At 63.8% G+C, this 25707-nt stretch carries 17 protein-coding genes and 1 tRNA gene; 9 read left to right on the top strand and 9 right to left on the bottom strand.

Features of this window, described 5'->3' with window-relative positions; translation table 11 throughout:
* Positions 1-2: 2 nt before the first annotated feature.
* From KEC45_RS17355 to KEC45_RS17340, 4 genes are all read left to right on the top strand, one after another.
* On the top strand, positions 3-1430 hold the full coding sequence (locus KEC45_RS17355) for a multiheme c-type cytochrome (protein ID WP_062175993.1): 1428 nt from the start codon (positions 3-5) through the stop codon (positions 1428-1430).
* 4 nt (positions 1431-1434) lie between these two features.
* On the top strand, positions 1435-3408 hold the full coding sequence (locus KEC45_RS17350) for a heme-binding protein (RefSeq protein WP_062175996.1): 1974 nt from the start codon (positions 1435-1437) through the stop codon (positions 3406-3408).
* 3 nt (positions 3409-3411) lie between these two features.
* On the top strand, positions 3412-5343 hold the full coding sequence (locus KEC45_RS17345) for a hypothetical protein (RefSeq protein WP_238586512.1): 1932 nt from the start codon (positions 3412-3414) through the stop codon (positions 5341-5343).
* Between the two features lie 115 nt (positions 5344-5458).
* Positions 5459-9799, top strand: a complete 4341-nt coding sequence (locus KEC45_RS17340; protein WP_238586513.1) for a hypothetical protein — start codon at positions 5459-5461, stop codon at positions 9797-9799.
* A 3-nt stretch (positions 9800-9802) separates the two neighbouring features.
* Here KEC45_RS17340 and KEC45_RS17335 read toward each other — a convergent pair whose 3' ends face one another.
* Positions 9803-11896 (bottom strand): bifunctional (p)ppGpp synthetase/guanosine-3',5'-bis(diphosphate) 3'-pyrophosphohydrolase, encoded by a 2094-nt coding sequence (locus KEC45_RS17335; RefSeq protein WP_062183230.1) that lies wholly within the window; start codon positions 11894-11896, stop codon positions 9803-9805.
* Between the two features lie 193 nt (positions 11897-12089).
* The gene (locus KEC45_RS17330) at positions 12090-12425 is read right to left on the bottom strand and encodes a hypothetical protein (RefSeq protein WP_252171183.1); all 336 of its coding nucleotides are present in this window, start codon (positions 12423-12425) and stop codon (positions 12090-12092) included.
* 125 nt (positions 12426-12550) lie between these two features.
* Here KEC45_RS17330 and KEC45_RS17325 point away from each other — a divergent pair, with 125 nt between their 5' ends.
* The 3 genes from KEC45_RS17325 (at position 12551) to KEC45_RS17315 (ending at position 15067) form a co-directional block, all read left to right on the top strand.
* Complete coding sequence (locus KEC45_RS17325; RefSeq protein ID WP_062176002.1) at positions 12551-13075, top strand: helix-turn-helix domain-containing protein; 525 nt, start codon at positions 12551-12553, stop codon at positions 13073-13075.
* A gap of 64 nt (positions 13076-13139) precedes the next feature.
* Entirely contained in the window at positions 13140-14264 is a 1125-nt protein-coding gene (locus KEC45_RS17320; protein ID WP_062183233.1) for a sensor histidine kinase, read from the top strand.
* Complete coding sequence (locus KEC45_RS17315; RefSeq protein ID WP_062176005.1) at positions 14261-15067, top strand: LytTR family DNA-binding domain-containing protein; 807 nt, start codon at positions 14261-14263, stop codon at positions 15065-15067. The genes KEC45_RS17320 and KEC45_RS17315 overlap by 4 nt, the downstream gene beginning before the upstream one ends.
* Positions 15068-15106: 39 nt before the next feature.
* Here the strand turns inward: KEC45_RS17315 and ribA are convergent, their stop codons facing one another.
* From ribA to KEC45_RS17295, 4 genes are all read right to left on the bottom strand, one after another.
* The gene (ribA, locus tag KEC45_RS17310; protein WP_062176007.1) at positions 15107-16153 is read right to left on the bottom strand and encodes a GTP cyclohydrolase II; all 1047 of its coding nucleotides are present in this window, start codon (positions 16151-16153) and stop codon (positions 15107-15109) included.
* A gap of 17 nt (positions 16154-16170) precedes the next feature.
* Positions 16171-16965, bottom strand: coding sequence for an exodeoxyribonuclease III (locus KEC45_RS17305; protein WP_062176011.1), 795 nt, complete (start codon positions 16963-16965; stop codon positions 16171-16173).
* A 462-nt stretch (positions 16966-17427) separates the two neighbouring features.
* Positions 17428-18060 carry an outer membrane lipoprotein carrier protein LolA gene (locus KEC45_RS17300; RefSeq protein WP_062183235.1) on the bottom strand — a complete coding sequence of 211 codons (633 nt, stop codon included), beginning with the start codon at positions 18058-18060 and terminating at the stop codon, positions 17428-17430.
* 125 nt (positions 18061-18185) lie between these two features.
* The gene (locus KEC45_RS17295; protein ID WP_062176013.1) at positions 18186-20498 is read right to left on the bottom strand and encodes a DNA translocase FtsK; all 2313 of its coding nucleotides are present in this window, start codon (positions 20496-20498) and stop codon (positions 18186-18188) included.
* A gap of 124 nt (positions 20499-20622) precedes the next feature.
* On the opposite strand from KEC45_RS17295, the gene KEC45_RS17290 reads away from it, so the two are divergent.
* Positions 20623-21864, top strand: a complete 1242-nt coding sequence (locus KEC45_RS17290; protein WP_062176016.1) for an FAD-dependent monooxygenase — start codon at positions 20623-20625, stop codon at positions 21862-21864.
* Between the two features lie 155 nt (positions 21865-22019).
* On the opposite strand, the gene KEC45_RS17285 is transcribed toward KEC45_RS17290, so the two are convergent.
* Together KEC45_RS17285 and KEC45_RS17280 are read right to left on the bottom strand one after the other, a co-directional pair.
* On the bottom strand, positions 22020-22670 hold the full coding sequence (locus tag KEC45_RS17285; protein ID WP_062176019.1) for an LON peptidase substrate-binding domain-containing protein: 651 nt from the start codon (positions 22668-22670) through the stop codon (positions 22020-22022).
* Between the two features lie 7 nt (positions 22671-22677).
* Positions 22678-23589 (bottom strand): tetratricopeptide repeat protein, encoded by a 912-nt coding sequence (locus tag KEC45_RS17280; protein WP_062176023.1) that lies wholly within the window; start codon positions 23587-23589, stop codon positions 22678-22680.
* Positions 23590-23758: 169 nt separating this feature from the next.
* Between KEC45_RS17280 and KEC45_RS17275 the strand changes: the two genes are divergently transcribed.
* Positions 23759-23833 (top strand) — tRNA-Gly (locus KEC45_RS17275).
* Positions 23834-23925: 92 nt separating this feature from the next.
* Here the strand turns inward: KEC45_RS17275 and KEC45_RS17270 are convergent.
* A complete protein-coding gene (locus KEC45_RS17270) occupies positions 23926-25167 on the bottom strand; it encodes a serine hydrolase (RefSeq protein ID WP_252171182.1) in 1242 nt (413 codons plus the stop codon).
* Positions 25168-25707: the final 540 nt, after the last annotated feature.

The raw sequence follows: 25707 nt of genomic DNA, 5'->3' as shown, positions 1-25707 counted from the left end.
CGATGACCACGCACGCTGGGAAGGAGCGCGGCGATCGGGCTTGGGCGGCTTTTGCCGCCTTGGGCTTGATGTTGCTCGCCATCGCGGCGTTCGTGTTCGCACCCCCCGCGCAATCGCAGGGCGAAAGCGGTGCGCGCTATACCGGCGTTGCCTCCTGCGCGGGCTCGACCTGTCACGGCCGGATGGAAGGCGACGGCACCGTCGTTCGCCAGGACGAGCTGATGAAATGGCAGGAACCCTCGACCGCCGGTGGCGCGCACAGCCGCGCTTGGGCGGTGCTGAGCAATAATCGTAGCCAGTTCATTGCGCGCAACCTCGGCATCGGCGACCCGGCGAAGGCGCAAATGTGCCTCGGTTGCCACAGCACGGCGGGCGTCGCGCGCGCCGTCCCGGCCGAGGATGGCGTCGGGTGCGAATCCTGCCATGGCCCGGCGGGCGGATGGCTCGCCAGCCATTATGCGGGGGTCGGAACCAACGCCGATCCCGACCGCGAAATGCGCGACAAGCATCTTGCGAACCTGTCGGCTGGTTTGAAGAAGCTCGAGGACCCGGTCGTGCGCGCAGGCGTCTGCGTTGATTGCCACTTCGGTTCGGCCGCGGACGGCCAGTTCGTCACCCACCGCATCATGGCGGCTGGGCATCCGCGCATCGCGTTCGAACTCGATCTTTTCTCGTCGCTCCAGGCGCATCATCAGGAAGATGCGGATTATGGCTGGCGCAAATTCGGGGCAGCGAACCGGCGCACCGATCATGTCCAGATGTGGGCGGTCGGACAGGCAACCGCGCTCGAACGCAGCCTGGCGCTGTTCCAGACGAAGCGCGGGACCGAGGGGATGTTCCCCGAATTCTACTTCCTCGATTGCCATAGCTGCCACCGCCGCATTTTCGATCAGGCGAAGCCGGTCAAGACCAGCGTGAACAACCCCGGGCGCTCGATCCCCGAAGGGATGCCGCCCTATAATGACGAGAATCTGATCATGCTCGCCGCCGCGGCGCGGCTCGCGGCGCCGGCGCTTGCCGATCAACTCGCGGTGCGCACCGCGGCGTTCCACAAGGCGATGGCGACCGACCGGGCCAGCGCGGTCGCGGCGGCGGCGCAGCTGTCGCAGACGGTCGCTTCGCTCAAAAGCGCCTTTGCGTCGCGGAGCTTCTCGGGCGCCGACGCCTTTGCGATGGTCGATGCGATTTCGGCGAAGGCGATCAACGATCGATACACCGATTATTCGGGGTCGCAGCAGGCGGTGATGGGCGTCGATACTTTGCTCAACGCCATGGTGTCGTCGGGGCGTGTCACCGTCGGTGCGGCGGCGGGCATTCGCGGCGATATCGACCGCGCCTATGCCGCGGTGAAGGACCCTAATGCCTATAAGCCGACCGAATTTCAGGCGTCATTTGGCAGCGCGGTCAGCGCGATCCGGGCGCTGCGATAAGATCATGCAAAGCAAGACCCATCTCTTCCGTTCGGCCGCCGTCGCTGCGATGGGCGCGCTTCTCCTCACCTCCTGCGGCGGTGGCGGAGGAGGCGGCGGCGGCACGCCGACCCCGACGCCGACACCCACCCCGACGCCCACGCCGACGACGGTCTACACGCCGCCCGCCGCCGAAGCATTGACGACGGCCGACGTCGAACGCGTGCTCGCGCAGGCGATTTCCGAGGCACAGGCGCGCGGACTGCCGTCGGTGATTGCGGTGACCGATCGCGTCGGCAATGTGCTTGGCGTGTTTCGCATGAATGGAGCGCGCGCGACCGCGACGACCGCGCCCGCTCCCAATGGCGTGAATATCGACGCGCAAAATGTGACCTTTCCCGCCGAGGGCGGCGCGATCGCGAAAGCCGTGACCGGCGCCTATCTGTCGAGCGGCGGCAATGCCTTCTCGACCCGCACGGCGAGCCAGATCGTCCAGGAACATTTTCCGCCTGCTCCCACGACCGTCGGCCTCGAAAGCGGACCCTTGTTCGGGGTGCAGTTCAGTCAACTCCCGTGCAGCGACCTGTCGGCGCGCTTCGGGGCGGCGGGCAACGCCGCGCTGATCGGTCCGAAACGCTCACCGCTCGGCCTTGCTGCCGATCCGGGCGGACTGCCGCTCTATAAAAATGGCGTGCTCGTCGGCGGCGTCGGGGTGATGGGCGACGGGATTTACGGCAGCGATTCCAACATCCTCAACATCGACAATGATCCCGAAGAATTTATCGCGCTCGCAGGCACCCGCGGGTTCGAGGCGCCCAGCACGATCACCGCCGACAAGATCACCGTCGACGGCACGTCGCTGCGCTTCTCCGACGCGACCTTTGCCGGAGTGATGAGCAGCGGCAGCGCCAGCTTTGCGAGCCTCAACGGCGTTGCAGGCAATCTGGTTGCGGTGATCGGCTATGCCAATGCCGCGGTGACCGCGGGGATCACCTATGGCAGCGAAGCCTCGGGCATCCGTGCCTCGACCGCCGCCGAATTTTCGAACCGCGACGCCTTTGTCCTCACCGACGGCAGCGGCACCAACCGCTATCCGCTGCGCGCGGGCACCGACGGCGCGACGAACAGCGCGCCGCTGACGCAGGCCGAGGCGCGCGCGGTGCTCGAGGAAGCCTTTGCGGTGATGAGCCGCGCCCGCGCGCAGATCCGCCGCCCGCTCGACAGCCGCGCGCAGGTGACGATCAGCATCGTCGACACGCACGGATCGGTGCTGGGCATCGTGCGTTCGCCCGACGCGCCGATCTTCGGCACCGATGTCAGTCTGCAAAAGGCGCGCACGGCGGCCTTCTTCTCGAACGCACAGGCAGGCGCCGAGCTCAGCGCCAATGCCAGCGCCGACGTCAGCCAGTTCGTCACCGCGACGCGGACCTTCCTGAACAGTCCGGTAGCGCTCACCGGCAATGTCGCTTATGCCGATCGCGCGGTCGGCAATCTGGCGCGCCCCTATTTCCCCGATGGCGAGGTCGGCCGTCCGCAAGGGCCGCTGTCGCGCCCGATCGCGCAGTTCAATCCCTTCTCGACCGGGCTGCAATCGGCGCTGATCATCGGCAATCTCGGCGCGCATCTGGGCTTTGTGTCGGGCGCCAGCCCGACCGATACCCCCGCGCGCTGCACGACCCTGCCCGATGTCGCGGCGGGGCAGAACCGGCTGCAAAACGGCATCCAGATCTTTCCGGGATCGGTCCCCATCTATCGCGGCAATCAACTGGTCGGCGCGATCGGCGTGTCGGGCGACGGCATCGATCAGGATGATATGATCAGCTTCCTCGGCGCGCATAATGGCGGTGCGCGCATCGGCGGCATCGGCAATGCGCCCAAGGCGATCCGGTCGGACAACGTCGTGGTCAATGTCGGCGCCGGGGTTCGCCTCCGCTATATCAGCTGCCCGTTCGCGCCGTTCCTCGACACGGCGAACCAGAATGTCTGTGACGGGCTATAGGCGATGATGACGGGCGGCAGCCTTTGGCCGGTCATCGCGACACTCGCGGCGCAGGGCGCGCCGGGAGCGGAGGCGTTGCCGCCGCCTCCTACGCCTGAGGGGCCGCCGGTCCTGGGCGATGCAGCGCCGGCCGAACAGCAGGCCGAAGAACTGACTCCGCCGCCGCCGCCCGTCGACTGGCAGGAGATGGTCAAGGACGACCTTGTCACCGACATCATCGAAGGCCGCCGCCGTCCTGGCTATCGCCCGGACCTGCCCGATGCGCTGACGCAGGACAATGTCGGCGCATTGCGCCCGCCGCCGCCGCAGGCGTTTCCGGGGATGGAGGATCAGCTGCCGCTTCCCGATCGCTGGCGCCTCATCGAAACGCTGGGCGTCGTCAAGGAACGCTGGTTCGATCCCTATCATCAGAACACCTATAAGGGCGACCGCGCGATCGACCGCAGCAAGGTCAAATGGCTGCCGATCAAGGGCGACGACTGGTTCTTCGTCGGCAATGCGGTGTCCGACACGGTGTTCGAACCGCGCACTTTTCCGATTCCCGTCGGCGTCCAGACGACCGAGCGACCGGGTAGCCTTGACGTGTTCGGCAAGGATCGCAGCTTCGTCTTTGCGCAGACGTTCATCGTCGGGGCCGCGCTGATCAAGGGTTCGACGGCATTCAAGCCGCCCGACATCGAATATCGCGCCACCTTCGCCTATCAGGCCAATTATGTCGACGTGCCCGAACGGCGCGTTCTCGACGTGCGCCCGTCAAAGGCGAGCCATCGTTACGACAGTTTCCTTGGGGTGCAGGAATTGTTCGTCGACAAGCATCTCGGCAACACGTCCGACCGCTTCGACTTTTATTCGATCCGCCTCGGCATCCAGCCGTTCCAGAGCGATTTCCGCGGCTTTCTGTTCAACGACAGCCAGCTCGGCATCCGCCTGTTCGGCAACCGCGACAACAATCGCTTCCAATATAATCTTGCGGCCTTCTGGCGGCTCGAAAAAGACACCAACAGCGGCCTCAACGATATCACCCAGTCACCGCGCAGCGATTTCGTCCTCACCGCCAATCTCTATCGCCAAGATTTCCCGGTCGTCGGGCTGACCAGCCAGGTCAGCGTGACCTATAATATGAACCGCGAAAAAAATGACGTTCAGATCGACCATAATGGCTTTCCGGTGCGCCCGGCGCTGCTCGGCGATTTGCGCGGGCGCGAATATGACGTCGCCTATCTGGGTTACAGCGCCGATGGTCGGATCGGGCGGATCAACGTCACCGCCAGCTTCTATGCCGCGCTCGGCGAGGACCGGAACAGCTTTTTCACCAGCAAGCCCGCCGAAATCCGTGCGGGCTTCGGTGCGGTCGAGCTCAGCTACGACCATGACTGGATGCGCTTCCGCCTGTCGGGGCTCTATGCGACCGGTGACGGCAATCCGTATAACAAGACCGAGGGCGGTTTCGACGCGATCTTCGAAAATCCGATCTTCGGCGGCGCCGATACGAGCTACTGGATCCGCCAGACGATCCCCTTTGCGGGCGGCGGCCGCGTCATTTCGATCAGTGGGCGCAACGGCATATTGAACTCGCTGCGCTCATCGAAGGAAGAGGGGCAGTCGAACTTCAACAATCCGGGCACGGTATTCATCGGCGCGGGCGCCGATTTCGACCTGACCCCCGAATTTCGCGTGAGCACCAATTTCAACCATCTGTGGTTCGAAAACACGTCGTCGCTGCAGGCGCTGCGCACCGAGGGATCGATCCCCAAGGACATCGGCTTTGACCTGTCGGTCGCGACGATCTGGCGGCCCAAGGCGACGCAGAATATCGTCGGTCGCCTCAGCGCCGCGGTGCTGGTGCCGGGCAAGGGGTTCAAGGATCTGTTCGACAACAAGAAAAAGAATGACGCCTATGTCTCCGTCCTCGCCAATGTGATCGTGAGTTTCTGATGGCGCTGTTCTTCTCTCATCCGTTTGCGTCGAGCGAAGTCGAGACGCCCATCCGAAGCGCGTGCTCTCACGGCATCTCGACTTCGCTCGATGCGAACGGGATGGGGGGCAAATGATGCTGCGCAAACTCTTCGCCCTGATCGCCTTCGTGACGATGTGCGCCGCTTTTGGCGCGAGCGTTGGCCGCGCCGCGGAGGAAGAAAAGCCGCTCAAGATTGAATATCGCTTCACGCCGCCCGCGCCGCGCGAGCAGAGCGAAGCCGAGGTCGTCCAGAAATCGGAAGGCTGCTACAGCTGCCACACGCGCACCGACCAACCGTCGATGCACGCGAGCCCCGCCGTCCGGCTTGGCTGCACCGACTGCCATGGTGGCGACGCGACCCAGCGCGGCACCCCCAGCCTCGGCTATCAGCATCCGACGAACAAGGCGGTGATGAAGCTCGCGCATCCGCAGCCGACCCTGCCCGGCGCGTGGCACGACAGCTCGGCGAACCCCGAGCGCAGCTATACATTGCTCAACAAGGAATCGCCCGAATTCATCCGTTTCGTGAACCCCAGCGACTATCGCGTCGCGCGCGAGGCGTGCGGTTCGTGCCACCTCGAAGTGATCGAGGCGACCGAGCGGTCGATGATGTCGACCGGCGCGATGCTGTGGGGCGGGGCGGCGTATAACAACGGCATCGTGCCGTATAAGAATTATGTGTTCGGTGAGGCCTATACCCGCACCGGCGCCCCCGCGTGCGTCCTGTCGCCTTCGTCGCGGCTGACCGCGGAGGAATATAAGGAAGCGTGCAAGCCGAGCTTCGGGTTCGACAAGATACTGACCGACGAAGAAAAGAAGCGCGGCGCGCTCGCGAAAATGTACCCACTGCCGCGCTGGAGCGTCATTCCGCCCGGCGACGTTTTCCGCGTGTTCGAACGCGGCGGGCGCAACATCAACACGCAATTCCCCGAAATCGGGCTGCCGAACCCGACCGGCAGCATCCAGCGGCTCGAGGAGCCGGGGCGTCCCGACCTCAAACAGTCGAACCGTGGACCCGGCACCGGCCTGCGCGTCTCGATCCCCGTCCTCAACATCCACAAGACGCGCCTCAACGATCCCTTGATGTGGTTCATGGGGACGAACGATCAGCCCGGCGACTATCGCCACTCGGGCTGTTCGGGCTGTCACGTCATCTATGCCAACGACCGCGAGCCGCGGCACAGCCTGACCTATGCCAAATTCGGCCGCGACGGCGAGACCGACACGGTCGATCCAACGATCCGCGAAAAGCTCCGGGCCGGCGGCGATGGCCATGATGACGGCCATGGGGGCGAGAAAAAGCCCGCAGGCGGAGGCCATTCGGACGCATCGCATATGGCGCCGAACGACGGCCATGGCAGCGACGGTGGACATGGTTCGCTGATCGATCCGGTGGCGGCTGCCGCAGGGCCGCAACAGCAACCGCCGAAACAACGCCGGGAATCGGGCCATCCGATCAGCCACACTTTCACGCGCGCGATCCCGACCGCGCAGTGCATGACTTGCCACATGCACCAGCCGAACATCTTCCTGAACTCATACCTCGGCTACACGATGTGGGACTATGAATCCGACGCGCCGCAAATGTGGCCGGGGCCGGAAAACACCGCGCCGCGCCCGCCGGGGATGAGCGAGGAGGAATATCAGAAGAAATACAAGCAGCAGCGCTATCCGACCGCGGCCGAAGTCCACAAGGTGCTCGAACGCAATCCCGAAGGCGCGGCGACGCGCGGGCTTTGGGCCGATGTCGAGTTTCTGCGCGACGTCTATGACGTCAACGACAGCAACAAGGACACGCAGTTCGCCGACTATCACGGCCATGGCTGGAACTTCCGCGGCATCTTCAAGCGCGACCGCAACGGAAATCTGCTGACTGCCGACGGCAATATGTCGACCTATGGCACCGACACCGCGAACATCATCGATCCGAAGGACCCCGAAAAGTGGCGCAAGAGCTGCAGCCATTACAGCGATCCCAAGGAACGCGACCTCTGCCTGTCGAGCGCCGACCCGGGCCGTCCCGGCGTCGAGGGCAAGTTCGTTCCGCCGGGGCTGAACCCCGGCAAGGCGGTCCATATGATGGACATCCACGCCGAAAAGGGGATGCAGTGCGCCGATTGTCACTTCGCGCAGGATAGCCATGGCAATGGCTATATCCAGGGCGAAGTCGCGAATGCGGTCGAGATCAGCTGCAAGGATTGCCACGGCACCGCCGACGCTTTCCCGAACCTGCTCACCTCGAACGTCGCGGCGCGGCCGCAGGGAAATAATCTGGCGCTGCTGCGCAACCCCGATGGGCGCCGCCGCTTCGAATTCCAATATAATGACGATGCCGAGGTGATCGGGCTGATCCAGCGATCGATCGTCGATCCCAAGCTCGAATGGCAGGTCAGCCTCGTCAAGCAGGCGGTGACGCCGGGGCCACATTTCAACGCCAAGGCGGCGCGCGCCAAATTGATGGCACGCGCGGGGGCCGACGACGGCAAGTTCGAATGGGGTCCGGGGGTCGCGAAGGAAGATCGCGCGCACGGCGAAGATAAGATGACCTGCTTCACCTGCCACCTGTCATGGACGACGAGTTGCGGCGGTTGCCATTTGCCCATCGAGGCGAACTGGAAAACCAAGATGCACCATTTCGAGGGCGAGGAGACGCGCAATTTCGCGACTTACAACCCGCAGGTGGCGCGTGATGAAATGTTCCAGCTCGGCCGCCATCAGCTGACCAAGCCCGGCGAGCCCGGCCCGAACGGCGAAGCGCGCGGTATCATCACCCCGGTGCGGTCGACCTCGGCGCTCGTCCTGTCATCGACGAACATCAACCGCGAACGCATCTATATCCAGCAGCCGCCGATCTCGTCGGCGGGCTATTCCAGCCAGGCATTCGCGCCGCACTTCCCGCATACGGTGCGGCGTTCGGAAACGAAGCAATGCTCCGACTGCCATTTGTCGGCGGCCGACGACAATAATGCGATCATGGCGCAGCTCAATTTGCTCGGCACCAATTTCGTCAACTTCGTCGGGCTCAACGTGTGGTCGGGGATGGAAGGCGGTTTCCAGGCCACGCGCGTCACCGAATGGGACGAGCCGCAGGCGGTGATCGGCTCCTATCTCCAGAAATATGCCTATCCCGATTATTGGAAGCTGCACGTCGAACAGAATGGACGCGAGCTCAAAAACTGGGTGCGCGGCAAGACGTTCGACAAGGATGGTTCGGGCGAAACACACGCGCTCGAGGAATTCGCCAATATCGTTCAGGGCACGAGCGGCCGGGTGAACTGCCTGCAGCAGCGCGGCGAATATATGTTCGTAGCGGAAGGCAGGGGCGGGTTCCGCGTCTATGACATTGCGTCGATCGGCAACAAGGGCTTCTCCGAACGCATCATCCGCGCGCCCTTCTCGCCGCTCGGCCAGAATACGCATGTGAAGACGAAGAATGCGACGTGCATGGCGATTGCGACGACGCAGCCGATCAGCGTCTCGCGCAACGAGAATATCGTGAAGAATTTCCCCGAGAACCACGAACAGGTGATGCACGACATCTATCGCTATGCCGTCATCACCGACAGCATCGAAGGGCTCGTGCTCGTCGACATCGACACGCTCGCCGACGCCGAGTTCCGCAACAACAAGTTCAAGCGCGCGCTGACCTGGAACGAGGGCAATGTGCTCGCCGGCGCGCGGCATGTGACGCTGGCGGGCAGCATGGCCTATATCACCACCGACGCCGGGCTCGTCGTGCTCGACCTGTCGACGCCGCTCCAGCCGAAGGTCACCGCGCAATTGCCGCTGACCGACGCGCGCGCGAGCGCGGTGCAGTTCCGCTATCTCTGGGTCACCGACGCCGAGGGGGTGAAGCTGTTCGACGTCACCAATCTGGCACAGCCCGTCGCGGTGCCCGCGGGCACGATACGCCTTGCGAATGCGCGCAAAATCTATCTCGCGCGCACCTATATGTATGTCGCGGCGAAGCAGGACGGGCTCGTCATCGTCGACGTCACGCGCCCCGCGGCGCCGGTCGTCTGGCCGGGCTTGACCTTTGGCGGCGCGCTGACCGATGCCGAGGATGTGATCGTCGCATCGACCAATGCGTCGCTGTTCGGCTATGTCGCCGACGGGCGGAACGGCATCAAGGTGCTGCAGCTCACCAGCCCCGACAATCCCGGCCTCTATGGCTTCTCACCCAAACCGACACCCGAGCTGATCGCATGGGCGAAGACCCCGTCGCCGGCGCTGGCGCTGTCGAAGGGCCTCGACCGCGACCGCGCGGTTGACGAGACCGGCGGGCAGATGGCGGTGTTCGGCCGCCTCGGCTCACGCCCCTTCACGCGGCCCGAAATGGAGAAGCTGTTCCTCAACAGCCGCGGGATCGTCTACAAGGTCCGCGACGAAGTCGACCAGAATTCCTGGCGACCGCCGTTGCTCTACGCGAACTAGAGGTTATTGCCGCTCCGCCTGCACTACCGTGTCCGACGCGCGCAGCGCCGACAATATCCGCATAACATGCTGAACGTCGCGCACCTCGACGACGACGTCATAGGTGTGAAAGCCGCCCTCGCGGTTCGACAGCCGCAAATTGGTGATATTCGCCGAATTGGCCGCGAGTATCCCTGACATTTCGGCCAGCGTCCCCGGCTCGTTCAGGATCACGATGCACAGCCGCGCATTGCCGCCCTCGCTGTCTTCCTGCCAGCGCAGATCGATCCAGTCCGCGTCGATGCCGTCGGCGAGCTTCGGGCAGTCGATGACATGCACCTCGATCCCTTCGCCCGGCCGCGACAGGCCGACGATACGGTCACCTGGAACGGGATGGCAGCAATCGGCGAGTTGATAGGCGACGCCCGGGGTCAGCCCCGCAATCGATACGGCCGCGCCCTGCACGAGCTTGCCCGGCTTGGTCTTCATCTCGGCGGTGATGCCGGGGACCAGCGCTTCGAGCAGCGCATTGTCGGTGATGCGCTGCTTCGCGATCGCGACATAGAGCGCGGTATCGTCGTCGAGTTTTAACCGCTCGCGCGCGGCGATCCGTGCCTTGTCGCCGACCTTGTTCGGTAGGCGCAGGGCGATCTCGTCGTACATCTTGCGGCCGAGAGCCGCGAGTTCGACCTTTTCCTTCGACCGGACATGGCGGCGAATCGCGGCGCGCGCCTTGCCCGTGACGGCAAAGCCCAGCCAGGCGGGCTGCGGCGTCTGCTTGTCGGACGACAGGATTTCGACCGTATCGCCGTTCGCAAGCTGGGTACGCAGCGGCACCAGTCGTCCGTTGACCTTGGCCCCGACGGTGCGATCGCCAAGCCCCGTATGGACGGCATAGGCAAAATCGACCGGAGTGGCGCCCTTCGGCAATTGGTGCAGGCTCCCCTTCGGTGTGAAGGCGAAGATGCGATCCTGGTACATCGCGATGCGCGTGTTTTCGAGAAACTCTTCGGGGTCGTGCGTCTGTTCGAGGATTTCGATGAGGTCGCGAATCCATCCCGCCTGCCCGTCAGGTACCGAACCGCCCTGCTTATATGCCCAGTGCGCGGCGAGCCCGAATTCGGACTGTTGATGCATGCCGAGGCTGCGGATCTGGATCTCGATCCGCATATTCTGCTGGTGCATGATTGTCGTGTGCAGCGATTTGTAACCGTTGCGCTTGGGCGTCGAGATATAGTCCTTGAAGCGCCCGGGAACCATTTTCCATTTGCGATGGAGGAGACCGAGCGCCGCATAGCAATCGGCATCGGTCGGTGTGATGATCCGGAACGCTATGATGTCGGTCACCTGTTCGAAGCTGACATGGCGCTCCTGCATCTTGCGCCAGATCGAATAGGGATGCTTCTCGCGCCCCGACACGTCGGCCTCGATACCGTTCTTGGCGAGCAGTTCCTTGAATTCGCGGCTGATCCCCGCGACCTTGTCCTTGCCGCCCGCGCTCAGCTTGGCGAGGCGGCCGGTGATCGTCGAATAGGCTTCGGGTTCCAGCTCGCTGAACGCGAGAAGCTGCATCTCGCGCATATATTCATACATGCCGATCCGCTCGGCGAGCGGGGCATAGATATCCATCGTCTCCTTGGCGATGCGGCGGCGCTTCTCGGGATTCTTGATGAAATGCAGCGTCCGCATATTGTGCAGCCGGTCCGCCAGCTTGACCAGCAACACGCGAATATCGTCCGACATCGCGAGCAGGAATTTGCGCAGATTTTCCGCCGCGCGTTCGTTTTCGGTCTGCGCCTCGATCTTCGACAGCTTGGTGACGCCGTCGACCAGCCGACCGACGTCGGCGCCGAACAGGCGTTCTATCTCCTCCGGCGTCGTGAGCGTGTCCTCGAGCGTGTCATGGAGGAGTGCGGTAACGATTGTTTCGCTGTCGAGGTGGAGATCGGTCAAAATCCCGGCGACCTCGACCGGGTGGCTGAAATAGGGGTCGCCCGAGGCGCGTTTCTGGCTCCCGTGCTTCTGGACGGTAAACACATAGGCGCGGTTCAGCAGCGCCTCGTCGACGTCGGGATCATAAGCGCGTACGCGCTCGACAAGTTCATATTGCCTCAGCATCGCGTCCAATGTCGTTCATGCAGGCAATATTGCAATGCGAAATTTGCTTGCGCGTAACTGCTTGAGATCAGCAACTTTGATAAAGTCGGTTGGAAGCATCGTTCGCGGTGCCGGCGAAGATGTAGAAAAGCCGCCGCGCCCCCGCCTGCAAAAGCGGATGAAGCGCGGCGGCTTTCAAAGGCTTGTGGCCAGATTATTTCGCGGCGTTGCAGCGCGCGAGGTCGTCGGCTTCGAGTGCCTTTCCACCGGCGGCAAAGCTCGTCACCGGACCCGCCTTTTTGGCCAGTGCCGAGCACATGATCAGCGGACGGCTGGTCCCCTGACTCGCTACGCAGCCGGCATCCGTGCAAGCCCACACGACGTCGCGCGCAACGAAGCGTGCCTCGGGCGCAGGGCTGGCAAGTTCGGCGCGATAATAGGCGCCGCCGGCGGCGGTCGCGGCCGATGATATGAATGCGAGGCCACCGATCAGTACGGAGCTCGTCAGCGTGAAGGATCGGGTGAGGGGAGAAAGCTTTAATTTGGGCATCTTGACCTCCTGTTTTTGCGCAACCGAAAGGTTACGAAGCGCTCCCTAGACTTTGAGTTGCGAAATGCAACGGAGGCCCTATATTTTTTTGGCGCACGGGGCGATTTTACGTTAGGGCATCGGTTATGGGAAAATTACGCGAACTGCTGAACGACATGGATGGGGGCAATTGCGCCCTGCCGCTGGCGCTGGAAGCGATGGGCGAGCGATGGTCGTTCATGATCCTGCGCGCGGCCTTTAACGGCGTTCATCATTTCGAAGAGTTCCAACAGGAACTGAACATCGCGCGCAACATATTGTCGAACCGGCTGTCACGTCTGGTCGATCATGGAATCATGGCCCGCGAAGTCATGGCCGAAGACCGGCGCAAGGTCAGGTACCAGCTCACCGAAAAGGGTATCGAATTGCTGCCGGCGATGATTGCGCTGCGCCAATGGGGCGAAAAATGGGGTGCGGGCGTGCCCTCTACCCCGGTGCTTGTCGATGCGCGTGACGAGCAGCCGATCGGTCCCGTCACGCTCACTGCGCACGATGGCCGCGTGATCGGCTATAAGGAATTGCTGTGGAAGCATCGCGCCGAACTGCAGCCGCTTGGTCAGGCGCGCGTGCGCGGCGAGGGTGCGATGGCGCCGCCGGTCGCCGCCGAATGATCGGCCGCACTGGTTTCCGATATCGCCCGCGCGGCGACTGACCATCGCCATCGTACAGACGCCCATGCCGCTCTTCCGACTGTCCTCGCCGGGCCCCTTCTTTGACAACAAGGTCCGGGCTTTCTGGAACCTGCAGATATTGGGCTGGGCTGCCTGGCTCGGTCTGCGCGGGGTGTCTGGGCTCGCCAACGGCCAGGCATTCACCTTCCTCATCCCGCAGACGATTTCTGCGATTACCGGTTTCTCGCTGACGCTGATCCTGTCGGCCTGTTATCGCGCGCTGATCAGTCGCCGCCCGCTTTTGATGTGGGGCGTCAGTTTCGGACTGGCGGGGGTCGCGACTGCGCTCTGGGCCTTTATCGATGCATGGGTGGCGCAGATTCAGAACCCGGCGAGCGAGGCGGGGTTCACCAGCCTGTTGCTCGGCGCCATGTATATTGATGCCACCTCGCTCGCAGCCTGGTCGGCGCTCTATTTCGCCATCAACTATTTCCTCCAGCTAGAGGAACAGAATGACCGCGTTCTGCGGCTCGAGGCGCAGGCGGCCTCGGCGCAGCTTGCGATGCTGCGCTACCAGCTCAACCCGCACTTCCTCTTCAACACGCTGAACAGCATTTCGACGCTCGTGCTGCTGAAACAGGCCGAACCCGCGAACGCGATGCTGTCGCGCCTTTCGGCGTTCCTCCGTTACACACTCGCGAACGAGCCGACCGCGCAGGTGACGCTGGCGCAAGAGATTGAGACGCTGAAACTCTATCTCGACATCGAAAAAATGCGCTTCGAGGAACGATTGCGGCCCCATTTTGCGATCGATCCTGCGGTTTCGCGTGCGCGCCTGCCCTCGCTTCTGCTCCAGCCGCTGATCGAAAATGCGATCAAATATGCGGTGACGCCGCAGGAAGAAGGCGCCGATATCACGCTTTCTGCACAACTGGCCGGTCAAAATGTTCGCATCACCGTGTCCGACACCGGCGCGGGATTGTCAGCCGAAACGACCGACCCCACCACTGGCTTTGCAACGGAATCGACCGGTGTGGGTTTAGCCAATATCAGGGACCGGTTGGCGCAGGCTTTTGGCGACCAGCACCGGTTCGATGTCCATGTGGGCGCTGAGGGTGGATTCACGGTGGTTATCGAGTTTCCGTTCCAGCCCGATGGGCAAATGACGATTGGAACCGAGAGAACATGACGATCAGAACCATCCTTGTGGATGATGAAAAATTGGCCACTCAGGGCCTGCAGTTGCGGCTGGAACCGCATACGGACGTCGAAATCGTCGACACCGCACAAAATGGCCGCGAAGCCATCCGAAAGATCAAGACTCACAAGCCTGACCTCGTTTTCCTGGACATCCAGATGCCAGGCTTTGACGGGTTTTCGGTGATTCAGGGATTGATGGAGGTCGAGCCGCCGCTGGTGGTGTTCGTCACCGCCTATTCGGACCATGCGATCCGCGCCTTCGAGGCGCAGGCCGTCGATTATCTGGTGAAACCGGTCGAGCCCGAGCGGCTGGCCGATGCGCTCGATCGGGTCCGTCAACGCCTCGCCGAAAAGCGCGGTGTGGCCGAGGTCGAACGGCTCAAGACCGTGCTGGCCGAAGTCGCGCCCGAAGCTGTCGAGGATTATGACGCTGAGGTCGCGCCCGACGCGCACGCTGCCGATCGCTACGAGAAGATGATCAACATCAAGGATCGCGGCCAGATCTTCCGCGTCGACGTCGACAGCATCGAACGCATCGACGCCGCGGGCGATTATATGTGCATCTATACGGCCGACAACAGCCTGATCCTGCGCGAGACGATGAAGGATCTGGAAAAGCGGCTCGACCCGCGCAACTTCCAGCGCGTTCATCGTTCGACGATCGTCAATCTGTCACAGGTCAAGCAGGTCAAGCCGCACACCAACGGCGAATGCTTCCTCGTGCTGGGTTCGGGCGCGCAGGTGAAGGTCAGCCGAAGCTATCGCGACGTGGTCGCGCGCTTCGTGCATTGATTTGATGAGGGCGCCGGCATCGTCCGGCGCCTTTTTCGTTTAGAGCTGGTGTCCCGTGCGATCGCGCTTCGTCGCGAGATATTGCTCGTTATATTTATTCGTCGGTAGTGCGAGCGGGATGCGCTCGACGACTTCGACGCCCTCCTTCTCCAGCCGCGCAACCTTTTCAGGATTATTCGTCATCAGCCGGATGCGCGGGATGTTGAGCAGTTCGAGCATCCGCCCGGCGATCGCGAAGTCGCGCGCTTCGACCGGGAAGCCGAGCCGCAGATTGGCATCGACCGTATCATAACCCTGATCCTGCAGCGCATAGGCGCGCAGCTTGTTGACGAGGCCGATCCCGCGCCCCTCCTGTCTGAGGTAAAGCAATACGCCCCACGGAGCGTCGGCCATCGCGTGGAGCGCGGCATGGAGCTGCGGTCCGCAATCGCATTTGAGGCTGCCGAGTACGTCGCCGGTCAGGCATTCGCTGTGCAAACGCACGACGGGCGGATTGCCGTCGCGCTTGCCGATGACGAGCGCGACATGGTCCGAGGCTTCTTCGGGCGAGCGGAATGCAACGATCTCTGCGGTCTCGCTGGCTTCTACCGGCAGCTTTGCGCGCGCCGCGATTTCAAGGCGGACGGGATCGAGCAGGGCGACAACATCTTCGATGCTGCACATGGTTTCGGCGGCGCCTGCTGCTTCGCGCACGAAGAAGGCGGGGAGTAGGCCGGCGTGGCGGGCCATGGCCATCGCTGTGGCCGCAGCCGCGTCGCCGCCGGTAGCAATGCTATGAAAAGGGCCCTTGAGCGGATTGGCAAGATCGAGCGCGGGATCGGCGATCGCGAGCGCCGCGGCCACCACGGGGGCGGCATTCGCGAGGCGCACTGGACCCGGCGTAGCTGCGACACGCTGGTTCGTGAGCTTGAGCGTCACCGCTCGCTCGCCCGACAACAATATGTCGTGGCTGCCGAATTCGGCCAGCGCGGCGTCGCGCGCGCTTTCGACGGCCATCAGGTCGAGCGCGCCATCGGGGCCGATCAGACGAAAGGGCCAGCCGCGCCGCAGCGCATCGATCGCGCGCGCGGCGTTCCGAGCGCCCACAGGGTCGACGGCATGGCTCAAAAGTCGAACTCGGTGATCAGCGGGATGTGGTCCGACGGCCGTTCCCAACTGCGCGCGGGCTGGACGATCCGGTGCGATATCGCCTTGGGCATCAGGTCGGGCGTGACCCACATATGGTCGAGCCGGCGGCCACGGTTCGACGCTTCCCAGTCCTTCGCGCGGTAGCTCCACCAAGTGTAGAGCCGTTCCGGCGCCGGTACGAAGTGACGCCCAAGGTCGACCCAATTCGACGCCGCCTGAAGCCGCGCGAGCGTTTCGACCTCGATCGGCGTGTGGCTGACGACGTCGAGCAGCGCCTTGTGGTTCCACACATCGCTTTCGAGCGGAGCGACATTGAAGTCGCCCGTCAGCACCGTCGGCGTATCGGCCAGCGCACCCGACCATTCGGTCATGCGGCCGAAGAAATCGAGCTTCTGGCCGAACTTGGGATTGAGTTCGCGGTCGGGAATATCGCCGCCCGCGGGAATATAGACATTGTCGAGCCGCACGCCCGATGGCAGCGTTACACCGACGTGGCGTGCTTCGCCATTTGCCTGCCAGTCATATTTGCGCACGTCTGACAGCGGAACTTTGCTTACGATGGCCACGCCATGATGCATGCGTTGGCCGTGCGTGACGATATGATCATATCCGAGCCGCCTGAACATCTCGGGCGGGAACAGACCACATTCGACCTTGGTTTCCTGCAAGCACAGAATATCGGGAGCTTCTTCGCGCAGGAATTTTTCGACGATGCCGATGCGGGCGCGAACGCTGTTGATGTTCCACGAAGCGATGCTGGTGCGAGTCATGCGGTGGCTCTATCGGCGCGTGACGCTGTTCGCAATGTGATTGCGGTACCAGCCCGCTCCCCCACCCAGCGTCCCAACAGCGTATCCTGAAATGGGAGGCCGGGTGGGGGAGCGGGCTGGTGCGCCCGCCGCGTCAGCGGCAGAAACCGACGCCGGACAAATTAAACCCCCGTCCCAGGGGCGGTGGAACGGGGGTTCAAGGTCAGCGTTCGTCACGCTCTTGAATGAAGGTGCCAGGCAGTCCGGGTGGGGCAACAGGGGGAAACCCAAATCCGGGGGCCGTGTTGGCGCCTTCGAGATATGAAATAGCCTCTGTTCCCTGTCGCCAAGCTGAACAAAATCGACGCTCCGGCGCCATTCCTGCAGTTCGTCGATACGAGACGTCCGTTGGTCCGGAAAAAAGGCGCCGAATTCATTTCGCGAATTCGGCGCCCTGATTTGGCGGCTGAGACGGGTCCCGTATCAGCCCGCGCGGCCGCGCTGCTTGGGACGCGGGTCGGTCCATTTGAACGCCGAGTCGGCGACAGCAACGTTGAATTTCTGGTTGCTGAGATCGATCCGCGTGCGGTTGTTCTGCGAATCGAGCGCAACCCAACCACGCAGGCGAAGCCCGCCGGGCGCAGCGCCGTCGCGCACGAACACCATGGTTATGGTGCCATATTCGGGGCGCTTGGGATCCTTGACCTCGACGCTCAGCACATCGTCGTTGCCGGTCGGCAGGACCTTGGCATATTTGGTAAGATCGCGGTCGGGGTCGAGCAGCGCGCCGAGCGGCGAATTTTTCACCGGCCAACGCTGCACCTGCCGCACTTCATAATCGATCATCGTCAGCGAACTGCCGTCGCCAACGATCAGCAGCGGCACGCCCTTTTGGTACTGGAAGCGGATCTTGCCCGGCCGCTTCAATGTGAGCTGGCCGTTCAGCCGCTGACCGTTGCGGTCGGTCTGCACGAAACTGGCGGTCATCGAACTCGTCGACTTCAGGTGCGACTGCACCGATGCCAGCGCGTTCGACGACTGGGCGATTGCGGGCACGCCGATCGCGAGGCTGGCTGCTGCCAAAGGCGCAAGCGTCCAGGCGGCAAGGCGGGTCATATTCGTCTTCAGGATCATCGGGCTCTCATTTTCAAACATGGTGGCCGGTCATCGCAGCCGGGCATTGAACCCGCGCTGAACCTGTCGTCAGATGTTGTTCAAGTCGCAAGGCGCGCGAAGGTTCCTCACCTTTGCTGGCCATATTGGTCGGTGAGCACGTCGCGGCGGCCGACATGGTTGGGCGGGCTGACCAGCCCTTCTTCTTCCATCCGCTCGATCAGGCGCGCGGCGCTGTTATAGCCGATGCGCAATTGACGCTGGAGCCAGCTCGTCGACGCTTTTTGGCTTTCAACGACGATCTGGCAGGCCTTGGCGTACATCCGATCCTCGGCGCTGTCGCCGCCCGCGGGCGCGCCCTCCATCGCGAAGCCGCCGTCCTCGGGGTCCTCGGTGACGCTCTCGATATAGTCGGGGCGGCCCTGCCCTTTCCAGTGATCGGCGACGGCGCGGACCTCATCGTCGGAGACGAAGGGGCCGTGAATGCGCGTGATCTGCTTGCCGCCGGGCACATAGAGCATGTCGCCCTTGCCGAGCAGTTGTTCGGCACCGGCTTCGCCAAGGATCGTGCGGCTGTCGATCTTTGACGTAACGTTGAAGCTGATGCGCGTCGGCAGGTTTGCCTTGATCACGCCCGTGATGACGTCGACCGACGGGCGCTGCGTCGCGAGGATCAGGTGGATGCCCGCCGCGCGTGCTTTCTGGGCGAGGCGCTGGATCAGGAATTCGACTTCCTTGCCGGCAGTCATCATCAGGTCGGCGAGCTCGTCGACGACGACGACGATCTGCGGCAGCGGCGCATAATCGAGCGTCTCTTCCTCATAGACCGGCTGGCCGGTGTCGGGGTCGTAACCCGTCTGGACGCGGCGCCCCAGGGATTTGCCCTTGGCGAGCGCACCGCGGACCTTGTCGTTGTAGGACGCGAGGTTGCGGACCGACAGCGACGACATCATCCGGTAACGGTCCTCCATCTGCTCAACCGCCCATTTGAGCGCGCGGATCGCCTTCTTGGGCTCGGTCACCACGGGGGCAAGCAGATGCGGAATGTCGTCATAGACGCTGAGTTCCAGCATCTTGGGGTCGATCATGATCATCTTCACCTGGTCGGGACCAAGGCGATAGAGCAGCGAGAGAATCATCGCGTTGAGACCGACCGACTTACCCGAACCCGTCGTACCCGCGATCAGCAGGTGCGGCATTGGGGCGAGGTCGGCGATCACCGCGTCGCCGCTGATATTCTTGCCGAGGATGATCGGCAGCGCGCCGGTCTGGTCCTGAAACAAGGCGCTGCCGATGATTTCGTGCAGCACGACCGACTCGCGGTGCGCGTTGGGCAGTTCGATGCCGATCACGGTGCGCCCTGGGATGGGGGCGATACGCGCCGACAGCGCCGACATGTTGCGCGCGATGTCGTCGGCCAGGTTCGACACGCGGCTTGCCTTCGTCCCCGGCGCGGGTTCGAGTTCGTACATGGTGACGACCGGGCCGGGGCGGACCGCGGTGACGACGCCTTTGACCTGGAAATCCTCGAGCACCGATTCGAGCAGGCGCGCGTTGCGTTCCAGCCCCGCCTTGTCGATCTGACCCGTCGGCCCCGGCGGCGGCGGCGCGAGCAGGTCGATCGACGGCAGCTGGTAATTGGTGAACAGCTCTGTCTGCGGTTTTGCCTTGGGCTTCGAGGGTAGACTACGCTCGGCAGGATCTGCGATTTCGGGCGGCGCGCGGTCGCTCGGTTCGGCGACAGCACGCGGGCGTACGACACGCTCCATAAGGTTCGGTGTCTTCGCCTCTTCAGTTGGCACGCGCGCAGGCTCGACGACGCGGCTGCTCTCTGCCGCCGGCAGCTTGAAGCGCGAGGCCCAGCCCTTCTCCAGCCGCAGCGCCCGCCATGCGAGCCACAATCCAAGCCCGATGAGCAGCAATATGGTGGCAAAGCGGATCAGCGCCGCCGCGGGCTCGCCTGCCTGCGCGAACAGGGGCGTTATCGCGCCACCGATCAGCAGCGCGATGATCCCGCCCCAGCCCGCTGGCATCGGCGCGTTTGTCGCGGGCGCCCAGAGTTCGGCGCCAAGGCCGACGAGCAGGATGCCGATGAAGCTGTATGCGAGTTGGCGCGGCCAATAAGGCTGCTCTTCGCCGAGCCACAGACGCCAGGCGATGATCGCGAGCAGCGGTAGCAGCAGCGCGACGCCGACGCCGCCGATCGACAGGCCCAGGTCGGCGAACCACGCCCCCGCGCCGCCCATCCAGTTGGCGGCGGTGCCGTGGGCGGCCGTGTTCAGCGCCGCATCGGTGCTGTCATATGTGACCAGCGCGAGCGCGAGGAATAGTGTGAAGAGGCCGAGCGCCACCGATGCGGCGATCACGAGCGAACGCGCGATGCTTTGGCGGAAAACGGTGCGCCAATCAGCCTTTATTGGTGCGGCCTTGCGGCTAGCCATGCTCTTGTCCGGTCCCTGTCAGTTAACCACGGCGATATGCGCATGGGGGGGACTCGCCGTCAAGCGCGGCCCCGAGCCTGCCCACGGCCTTTCCAACCGTCCCGCCGCACGCTAGGGCAACGAAATGAGTGAAACGCTGCGCAGCGATGTCCTGATTTCGGGGGGCGGCCTCGTCGGCCAGGCGCTCGCCCTTGCCCTTTCCCATCACGGCCTGTCGGTCCAGATCGTCGATCCCGCCGATCCCGTTGCGACGATCGCGCCCGGCTTCGACGGCCGCGCCTCGGCGATCGCCAGCGCGACCTGGCAGATGTTCGAGGTGCTGGGGATCGCCGACCGCCTTGCCGGGCACGGTTGCCCGATCCGTGCCATTAAAGTGGGCGACGGCGCTCCCGACAGCGGCCGCGGCGGCGAACTCGACTTTGTCACTGGCGAAGGCGACCCGCCGCTCGGCACGATGGTCGAGAACCGCCAGCTTCGCCTCGCGCTCGCTGCCGCGCTGGCCGATGCGCCGCTAGTGCGTCTGCTAATGCCCGCCGCGGTCGTGGCGCGAGAGATTGACGCGCATGGTGCCCTGTTGACGCTCGCCGACGGGACAAGACTCGCGGCGCCGTTGCTGATCGTCGCCGAAGGGCGCCGCTCGCCGACGCGCGATGCCGCCGGGTTCAGCATCGCGAACTGGTCGTACCATCATCATGCGATGATCGGGGCGGTTGCGCACGAAAAACCGCACGGCAATGTCGCGCATGAAATCTTCTATCCGTCGGGCCCCTTCGCGCTGTTGCCGCTCGTCGACGACCCGCAGGGGCGGCACCGTTCGGCCTTCGTCTGGACGGTGTCCGAAAAGGATGGCCCCGGCTTCGCGAAACTTGGCGAGCGCGGCTTTATAGCAGAACTTCAGAAGCGCGCCGGTGGCGTGTTGGGCGCAATGGAGCTTGTCGCGCCGCGGATGACCTATCCGCTCGGCTTTCATCATAGCGCGTCGATCGTCGCCGACCGCATCGCGCTTGTGGGTGATGCCGCGCACGGTATCCATCCGATCGCGGGGCAGGGGCTCAACCTTGGCCTGCGCGATGTCGCGGCGCTCACCGAAGTGCTGGTCGAGGGTGCGCGTCTCGGTCTTGACCTTGGCGATGCGGCGCTTCTCGCACGTTATCAGCGCTGGCGCGGGCTCGACAATATGATGGTCAGCCTCGCAACCGACGGGCTTACCCGCCTGTTCGGCATCCCAGGCCGTACCGCCGCCGCAGTGCGGCGCACCGGCCTTGGCGCGGTGCAGCGGATGCCGATGCTCAAGCGCTTCTTCATGGATGAAGCGCGCGGCGAGGCCGGCGACCTGCCGCGTTTGCTAGCCGGCGCCGAAATCTAAAGCGTGATTACATTGAATGGACTCGTCATTGCGAGCGGCGAAGCCGCGCGGCAATCCAGAGCCTGCGCAAACCGCTCTGGATTGCTTCGCTCCGCTCGCAATGACGACGTGGGTCAATCCAAAGTTATCAGACTCTAGGGGCTTGGCCTTTTGGCCTATTGCAGCGTGGCGCGGCCGTCGTCGCTGTCGAAACGGCCGAAGAATTGCATCAACTGGACGACCAGTTCGGCGCGCGCGTCGATTGGCGACGCCTCGAGCAGCGCCTGCTTCGCGGCGGCGTCGAACGGCGCGACCTGCGCAATGCCGTTGACGAGGGTGGCGTCGTCGAGCTGCCCGACCGAATCCCAGTCGACGACATAGCCCTGCCGCGCCGCAAAGCGCTTGGCCTCGCGCTCAAGGCTGGCGCGTTCGATGCTCGCGAGCACCGCATCCTCTTCGGCTTCCAACTCGATCTCGGCCTCGACCTGCCTGAACGGCGTCGTCACGTCGAGTTCGCGGCGGACACGAAAGCGGGCGACGCCTTCGAGGACGAGGTTGAAACGCCCTTCCTCGAGCGCCTCGACGTCGATGATGCGGCCCACGCAGCCCATGTCGTAGAGTGCGGGCGGCTCGCGCGACTCTTCGCCGGGCAGGACGCGCGGCTGAATCATTCCGATCTGCCGGTCGCGCGCCAGCACCTCCTGCACCATCGCCGAATAGCGCGGTTCGAAGATATGGAGCGGCAGGTGCAGCCCCGGGAACAGCACCGCGCCGGTAAGCGGAAAAATCGCGATCCGCTGGATGGTCAAGGGCGCGGTATCGGCCATGGGTGCTTTAGCCGAACAGAATCAGCGACAGGCGGCGGCGCTGCGCCGCGACCCAGGCGTCTTCGAGACCCACGGCCTCGAACAGCGAAAGCAGCTTGGCGCGGGCCGCGTCATCGTTCCATTCGCGGTCGGCCGCGACGATGTGGAGCAGATTGTCGGCGGCGGCATCACGCTGGCCCGCACCGATCTGCGCGCTCGCAAGATCGAAGCGCGCCTGATGATCGTCGGGGTTTGCAGCGACCGCGGCCTCGAATGCCGCCAGCTCGCCCGCGTCGGGCGCATCGGCGGCAAGCGCCAGCGCGCTTTTCGCCTGCGCGACGGCCGGATCGTCGGCGATTTCGGCGGGGATCATGGCGAGTGCGGCCTCTGCCCCCTCGACGTCGCCCGCGAGGATCAGCGCGCGAATCAGCCCGCCGTGCGCCGCGGCGTTGTCGGGCGCCATTTCAAGAATCTGCGCAAAGATGCTCGCCGCGCGCGGCCCGTCGCCCTCGGCGAGGACGGCATCGCCCATTTCGATGAGCGGCGCGATCTCGACCGCGCGCGCACTCGCTTCGCTTTCGATCGGGAGCTGCGCGAGAAGCTGATCGAGAATCGACTTCAATTGGCTTTCGGTGCGCGCATTGGTCAGGTTGGCGACCGGCTGCCCTTGGAAAATCGCATAAACGGTCGGGATCGACTGGACCTGGAACTGGCCGGCAATGAAGCGATTCGCATCGACGTCGACCTTGACCAGCACGACGCCCTTGTCCGCATAATCGGCGGCGACCTTTTCCAGCACCGGCCCCAATTGTTTGCAGGGGCCGCACCATTCCGCCCAGAAATCGAGAATCACGAGGCTCGTCATCGACGGTTCGACGACATCGCGGCGGAAGGCTTCGACGGCTTCCTTTTCAGAGGGGTTCAGACCGAGCGTGGCCACGGGGAAAAGCTCCTTATTATCTATATGTCCGCTTATGTGGGAATTTCAGGCGATATGCCAACCCTTCGGAGAAAATGCGCAATCGGGGCAATCAGGGGTTGCCGAGTCAAAAAGCCGGTGCTAATCGCCCGCCTCACCCGCTGGAACCGACCGGTTTCCAGCCGCCAGAGCGGGCGTAGCTCAGGGGTAGAGCACAACCTTGCCAAGGTTGGGGTCGAGGGTTCGAATCCCTTCGCCCGCTCCAGTTTTCCACGATAATCCGTCGCGAACGATCCGGTCGTAGGGGCCGGGGGCTGTGCGCTGCCACCGATACTTTTGGGCAAAAGTCCCTTTCGATCAGATCAGTGACTTCAGCCGGTCGATTCCCGTCGCCTCCCTAACGATCCGCGCCGCGAGCGCATTTCCGTTTGCTGCGTTGGTGAAGACGACGATCGCTCGCCCGCTTCGCGCGTCGCCGACGCCAAGGGTTTTGAAGATCCCGTAATTGCTTCCGCTGTGCTGGAACAGCGGACCCGCTGACGATTGCTCGATCTCCCAGCCCAGCCCCCGCATAATGTCGCGGCCGCGCACGTCGAGCCGGGGGGCGAGCATCGCGCGCCTGGCCGCATCGCTGATCTCCCACCCCGCACGGTTCGGCCGGTCCATCATGAGCGTCATGAATTTCGCATAGTCGGACGCCGTCATCAGAAGCCCGCCTGCGGAATTGACAAGAAGATCGTGCGTCGACGGCGGCGTCTTTGGATCCGTCTCGCGCATCGCCGCGACCGAATCCTCCCACGTCCACGACGCGATCGGCTTGCGCCTCTTCGAGGCGACCCGAAGCAGCCGGTCGCCCAACTCGCGCGTCGGCTGGGCCGGAAGCTTTTGTTCGCCTTCGGGCGGTTCGGAATGGCCGAAGACTGCCGAGCTTGCGATCGCCTCGTCCCAGCCGAAGGTGCTGCGGGTCATTTCGGCCGGACCGAACAGCTTTGCCTGCATCACGCTGCCGAGGCCCATTCCCATGATCGTTTCCACGACCAACTGGAGCCAGATGAACGCTTCGCCCGAGTAGCTGTAGACCGATCCCGGCGCGCTGTTCGTGACGAGCGGCGCGGAAGCCCAGTTGGGCAGGCCGGTCGAATGCTCCAGCACATGCCGGGCGGTGATGCGCTCGAGATTCGGATCGCTGCCAAGGTTCGCCGGCCGACGATAGGCAACGAGCGGCTTGTCGAGGTCGAGGCGCTTCTCGTCGACCAGCCGCATCACGACATAAGCGAAGACCGGCTTGGTCATCGACGCCGCTTCGAACAGCGTGTCGCCCTGCACAGGGTCGCGGGTGAGAATGTTTTTGACGCCGAAGCCCCGGCTCCACGCGAGTGTCCCGCGGTCCACGACCGCGATGGCGACGCCGGGCACCCCGGCAATTCGCATCAGTCGCGGCAGGTCGCGAACCAAATCGTCGGACGGGATCCACGCGGCATTGCCGCTCGAACATCGAGGCGGTCCTCCATCGGTGCCAGCGGCCGCCTGGCCACCGGCGATCAGCGCTGCGGCGCCGGTCAGCACGGCCCGTCGCCCGGCGATCGTGCCGTTACTCATCCTTGTTCGCTCCCCCTGCGGGCATGGTCGCGTCCCTATCGCGCATTTGTCCGGACGAGGATTAGAGGATGCGTCCGCATGTTCGCAAGGCAGCAAAATTTCGCCATCTGCGATGTGACCCCAGTTCCAGATTTTCTTGTCGATACCGTAACATGCACCGATTTACGGTGGATTGGTAATCAATTGAAAACCATTATTTTGTAGCTCCGCCAACATCATCCTTCGGGCGCTCCGGTGGATGAATCTGGCGTTGTTCTCCGCGATGACCCGTTTCGGCGGCGGAGGCAGGGCGGCTGGGGCAGATTGAGCGGGTCGCCAAAGGCTCGCGCAGCAATCGAGGAAAGGCGCTGCCGGGCTTGCTGGCGGCTGCGTCGGAGCCGGGGGTCGTCGAATGAATAGAGGTTGCGTGTTTCCTTGCATCCCGTCCGGTTACGATAACCCGTCGGCCGCGCGCCCTTCAAAGCCGCGCCCTTTCGCCGCCAAATAATAATCATCTCCATTGTCTCGCTCGCCCTTCGGGCGGGCTTTTTTGCGTTCGAG

It is taken from the genome of Sphingopyxis sp. USTB-05, from assembly GCF_023822045.1.
GTDB lineage: Bacteria > Pseudomonadota > Alphaproteobacteria > Sphingomonadales > Sphingomonadaceae > Sphingopyxis.
This window is presented reverse-complemented; position numbering and strand designations above follow the sequence as displayed.

Excerpts from the sequence above, each read along its gene's own strand:
- KEC45_RS17345 (WP_238586512.1), top strand. The coding sequence starts at position 3,412 with ATGATGACGGGCGGCAGCCTTTGGCCGGTCATCGCGACACTCGCGGCG.
- KEC45_RS17295 (WP_062176013.1), bottom strand. The coding sequence starts at position 20,498 with ATGGCTAGCCGCAAGGCCGCACCAATAAAGGCTGATTGGCGCACCGTT.
- KEC45_RS17270 (WP_252171182.1), bottom strand. The coding sequence starts at position 25,167 with ATGAGTAACGGCACGATCGCCGGGCGACGGGCCGTGCTGACCGGCGCC.
- KEC45_RS17355 (WP_062175993.1), top strand. The coding sequence starts at position 3 with ATGACCACGCACGCTGGGAAGGAGCGCGGCGATCGGGCTTGGGCGGCT.
- KEC45_RS17315 (WP_062176005.1), top strand. The coding sequence starts at position 14,261 with ATGACGATCAGAACCATCCTTGTGGATGATGAAAAATTGGCCACTCAG.
- KEC45_RS17290 (WP_062176016.1), top strand. The coding sequence starts at position 20,623 with ATGAGTGAAACGCTGCGCAGCGATGTCCTGATTTCGGGGGGCGGCCTC.
- KEC45_RS17325 (WP_062176002.1), top strand. The coding sequence starts at position 12,551 with ATGGGAAAATTACGCGAACTGCTGAACGACATGGATGGGGGCAATTGC.
- KEC45_RS17350 (WP_062175996.1), top strand. The coding sequence starts at position 1,435 with ATGCAAAGCAAGACCCATCTCTTCCGTTCGGCCGCCGTCGCTGCGATG.
- KEC45_RS17340 (WP_238586513.1), top strand. The coding sequence starts at position 5,459 with ATGCTGCGCAAACTCTTCGCCCTGATCGCCTTCGTGACGATGTGCGCC.
- KEC45_RS17330 (WP_252171183.1), bottom strand. The coding sequence starts at position 12,425 with ATGCCCAAATTAAAGCTTTCTCCCCTCACCCGATCCTTCACGCTGACG.
- KEC45_RS17305 (WP_062176011.1), bottom strand. The coding sequence starts at position 16,965 with ATGACTCGCACCAGCATCGCTTCGTGGAACATCAACAGCGTTCGCGCC.
- KEC45_RS17300 (WP_062183235.1), bottom strand. The coding sequence starts at position 18,060 with ATGACCCGCCTTGCCGCCTGGACGCTTGCGCCTTTGGCAGCAGCCAGC.
- KEC45_RS17320 (WP_062183233.1), top strand. The coding sequence starts at position 13,140 with ATGCCGCTCTTCCGACTGTCCTCGCCGGGCCCCTTCTTTGACAACAAG.
- KEC45_RS17285 (WP_062176019.1), bottom strand. The coding sequence starts at position 22,670 with ATGGCCGATACCGCGCCCTTGACCATCCAGCGGATCGCGATTTTTCCG.
- KEC45_RS17335 (WP_062183230.1), bottom strand. The coding sequence starts at position 11,896 with ATGCTGAGGCAATATGAACTTGTCGAGCGCGTACGCGCTTATGATCCC.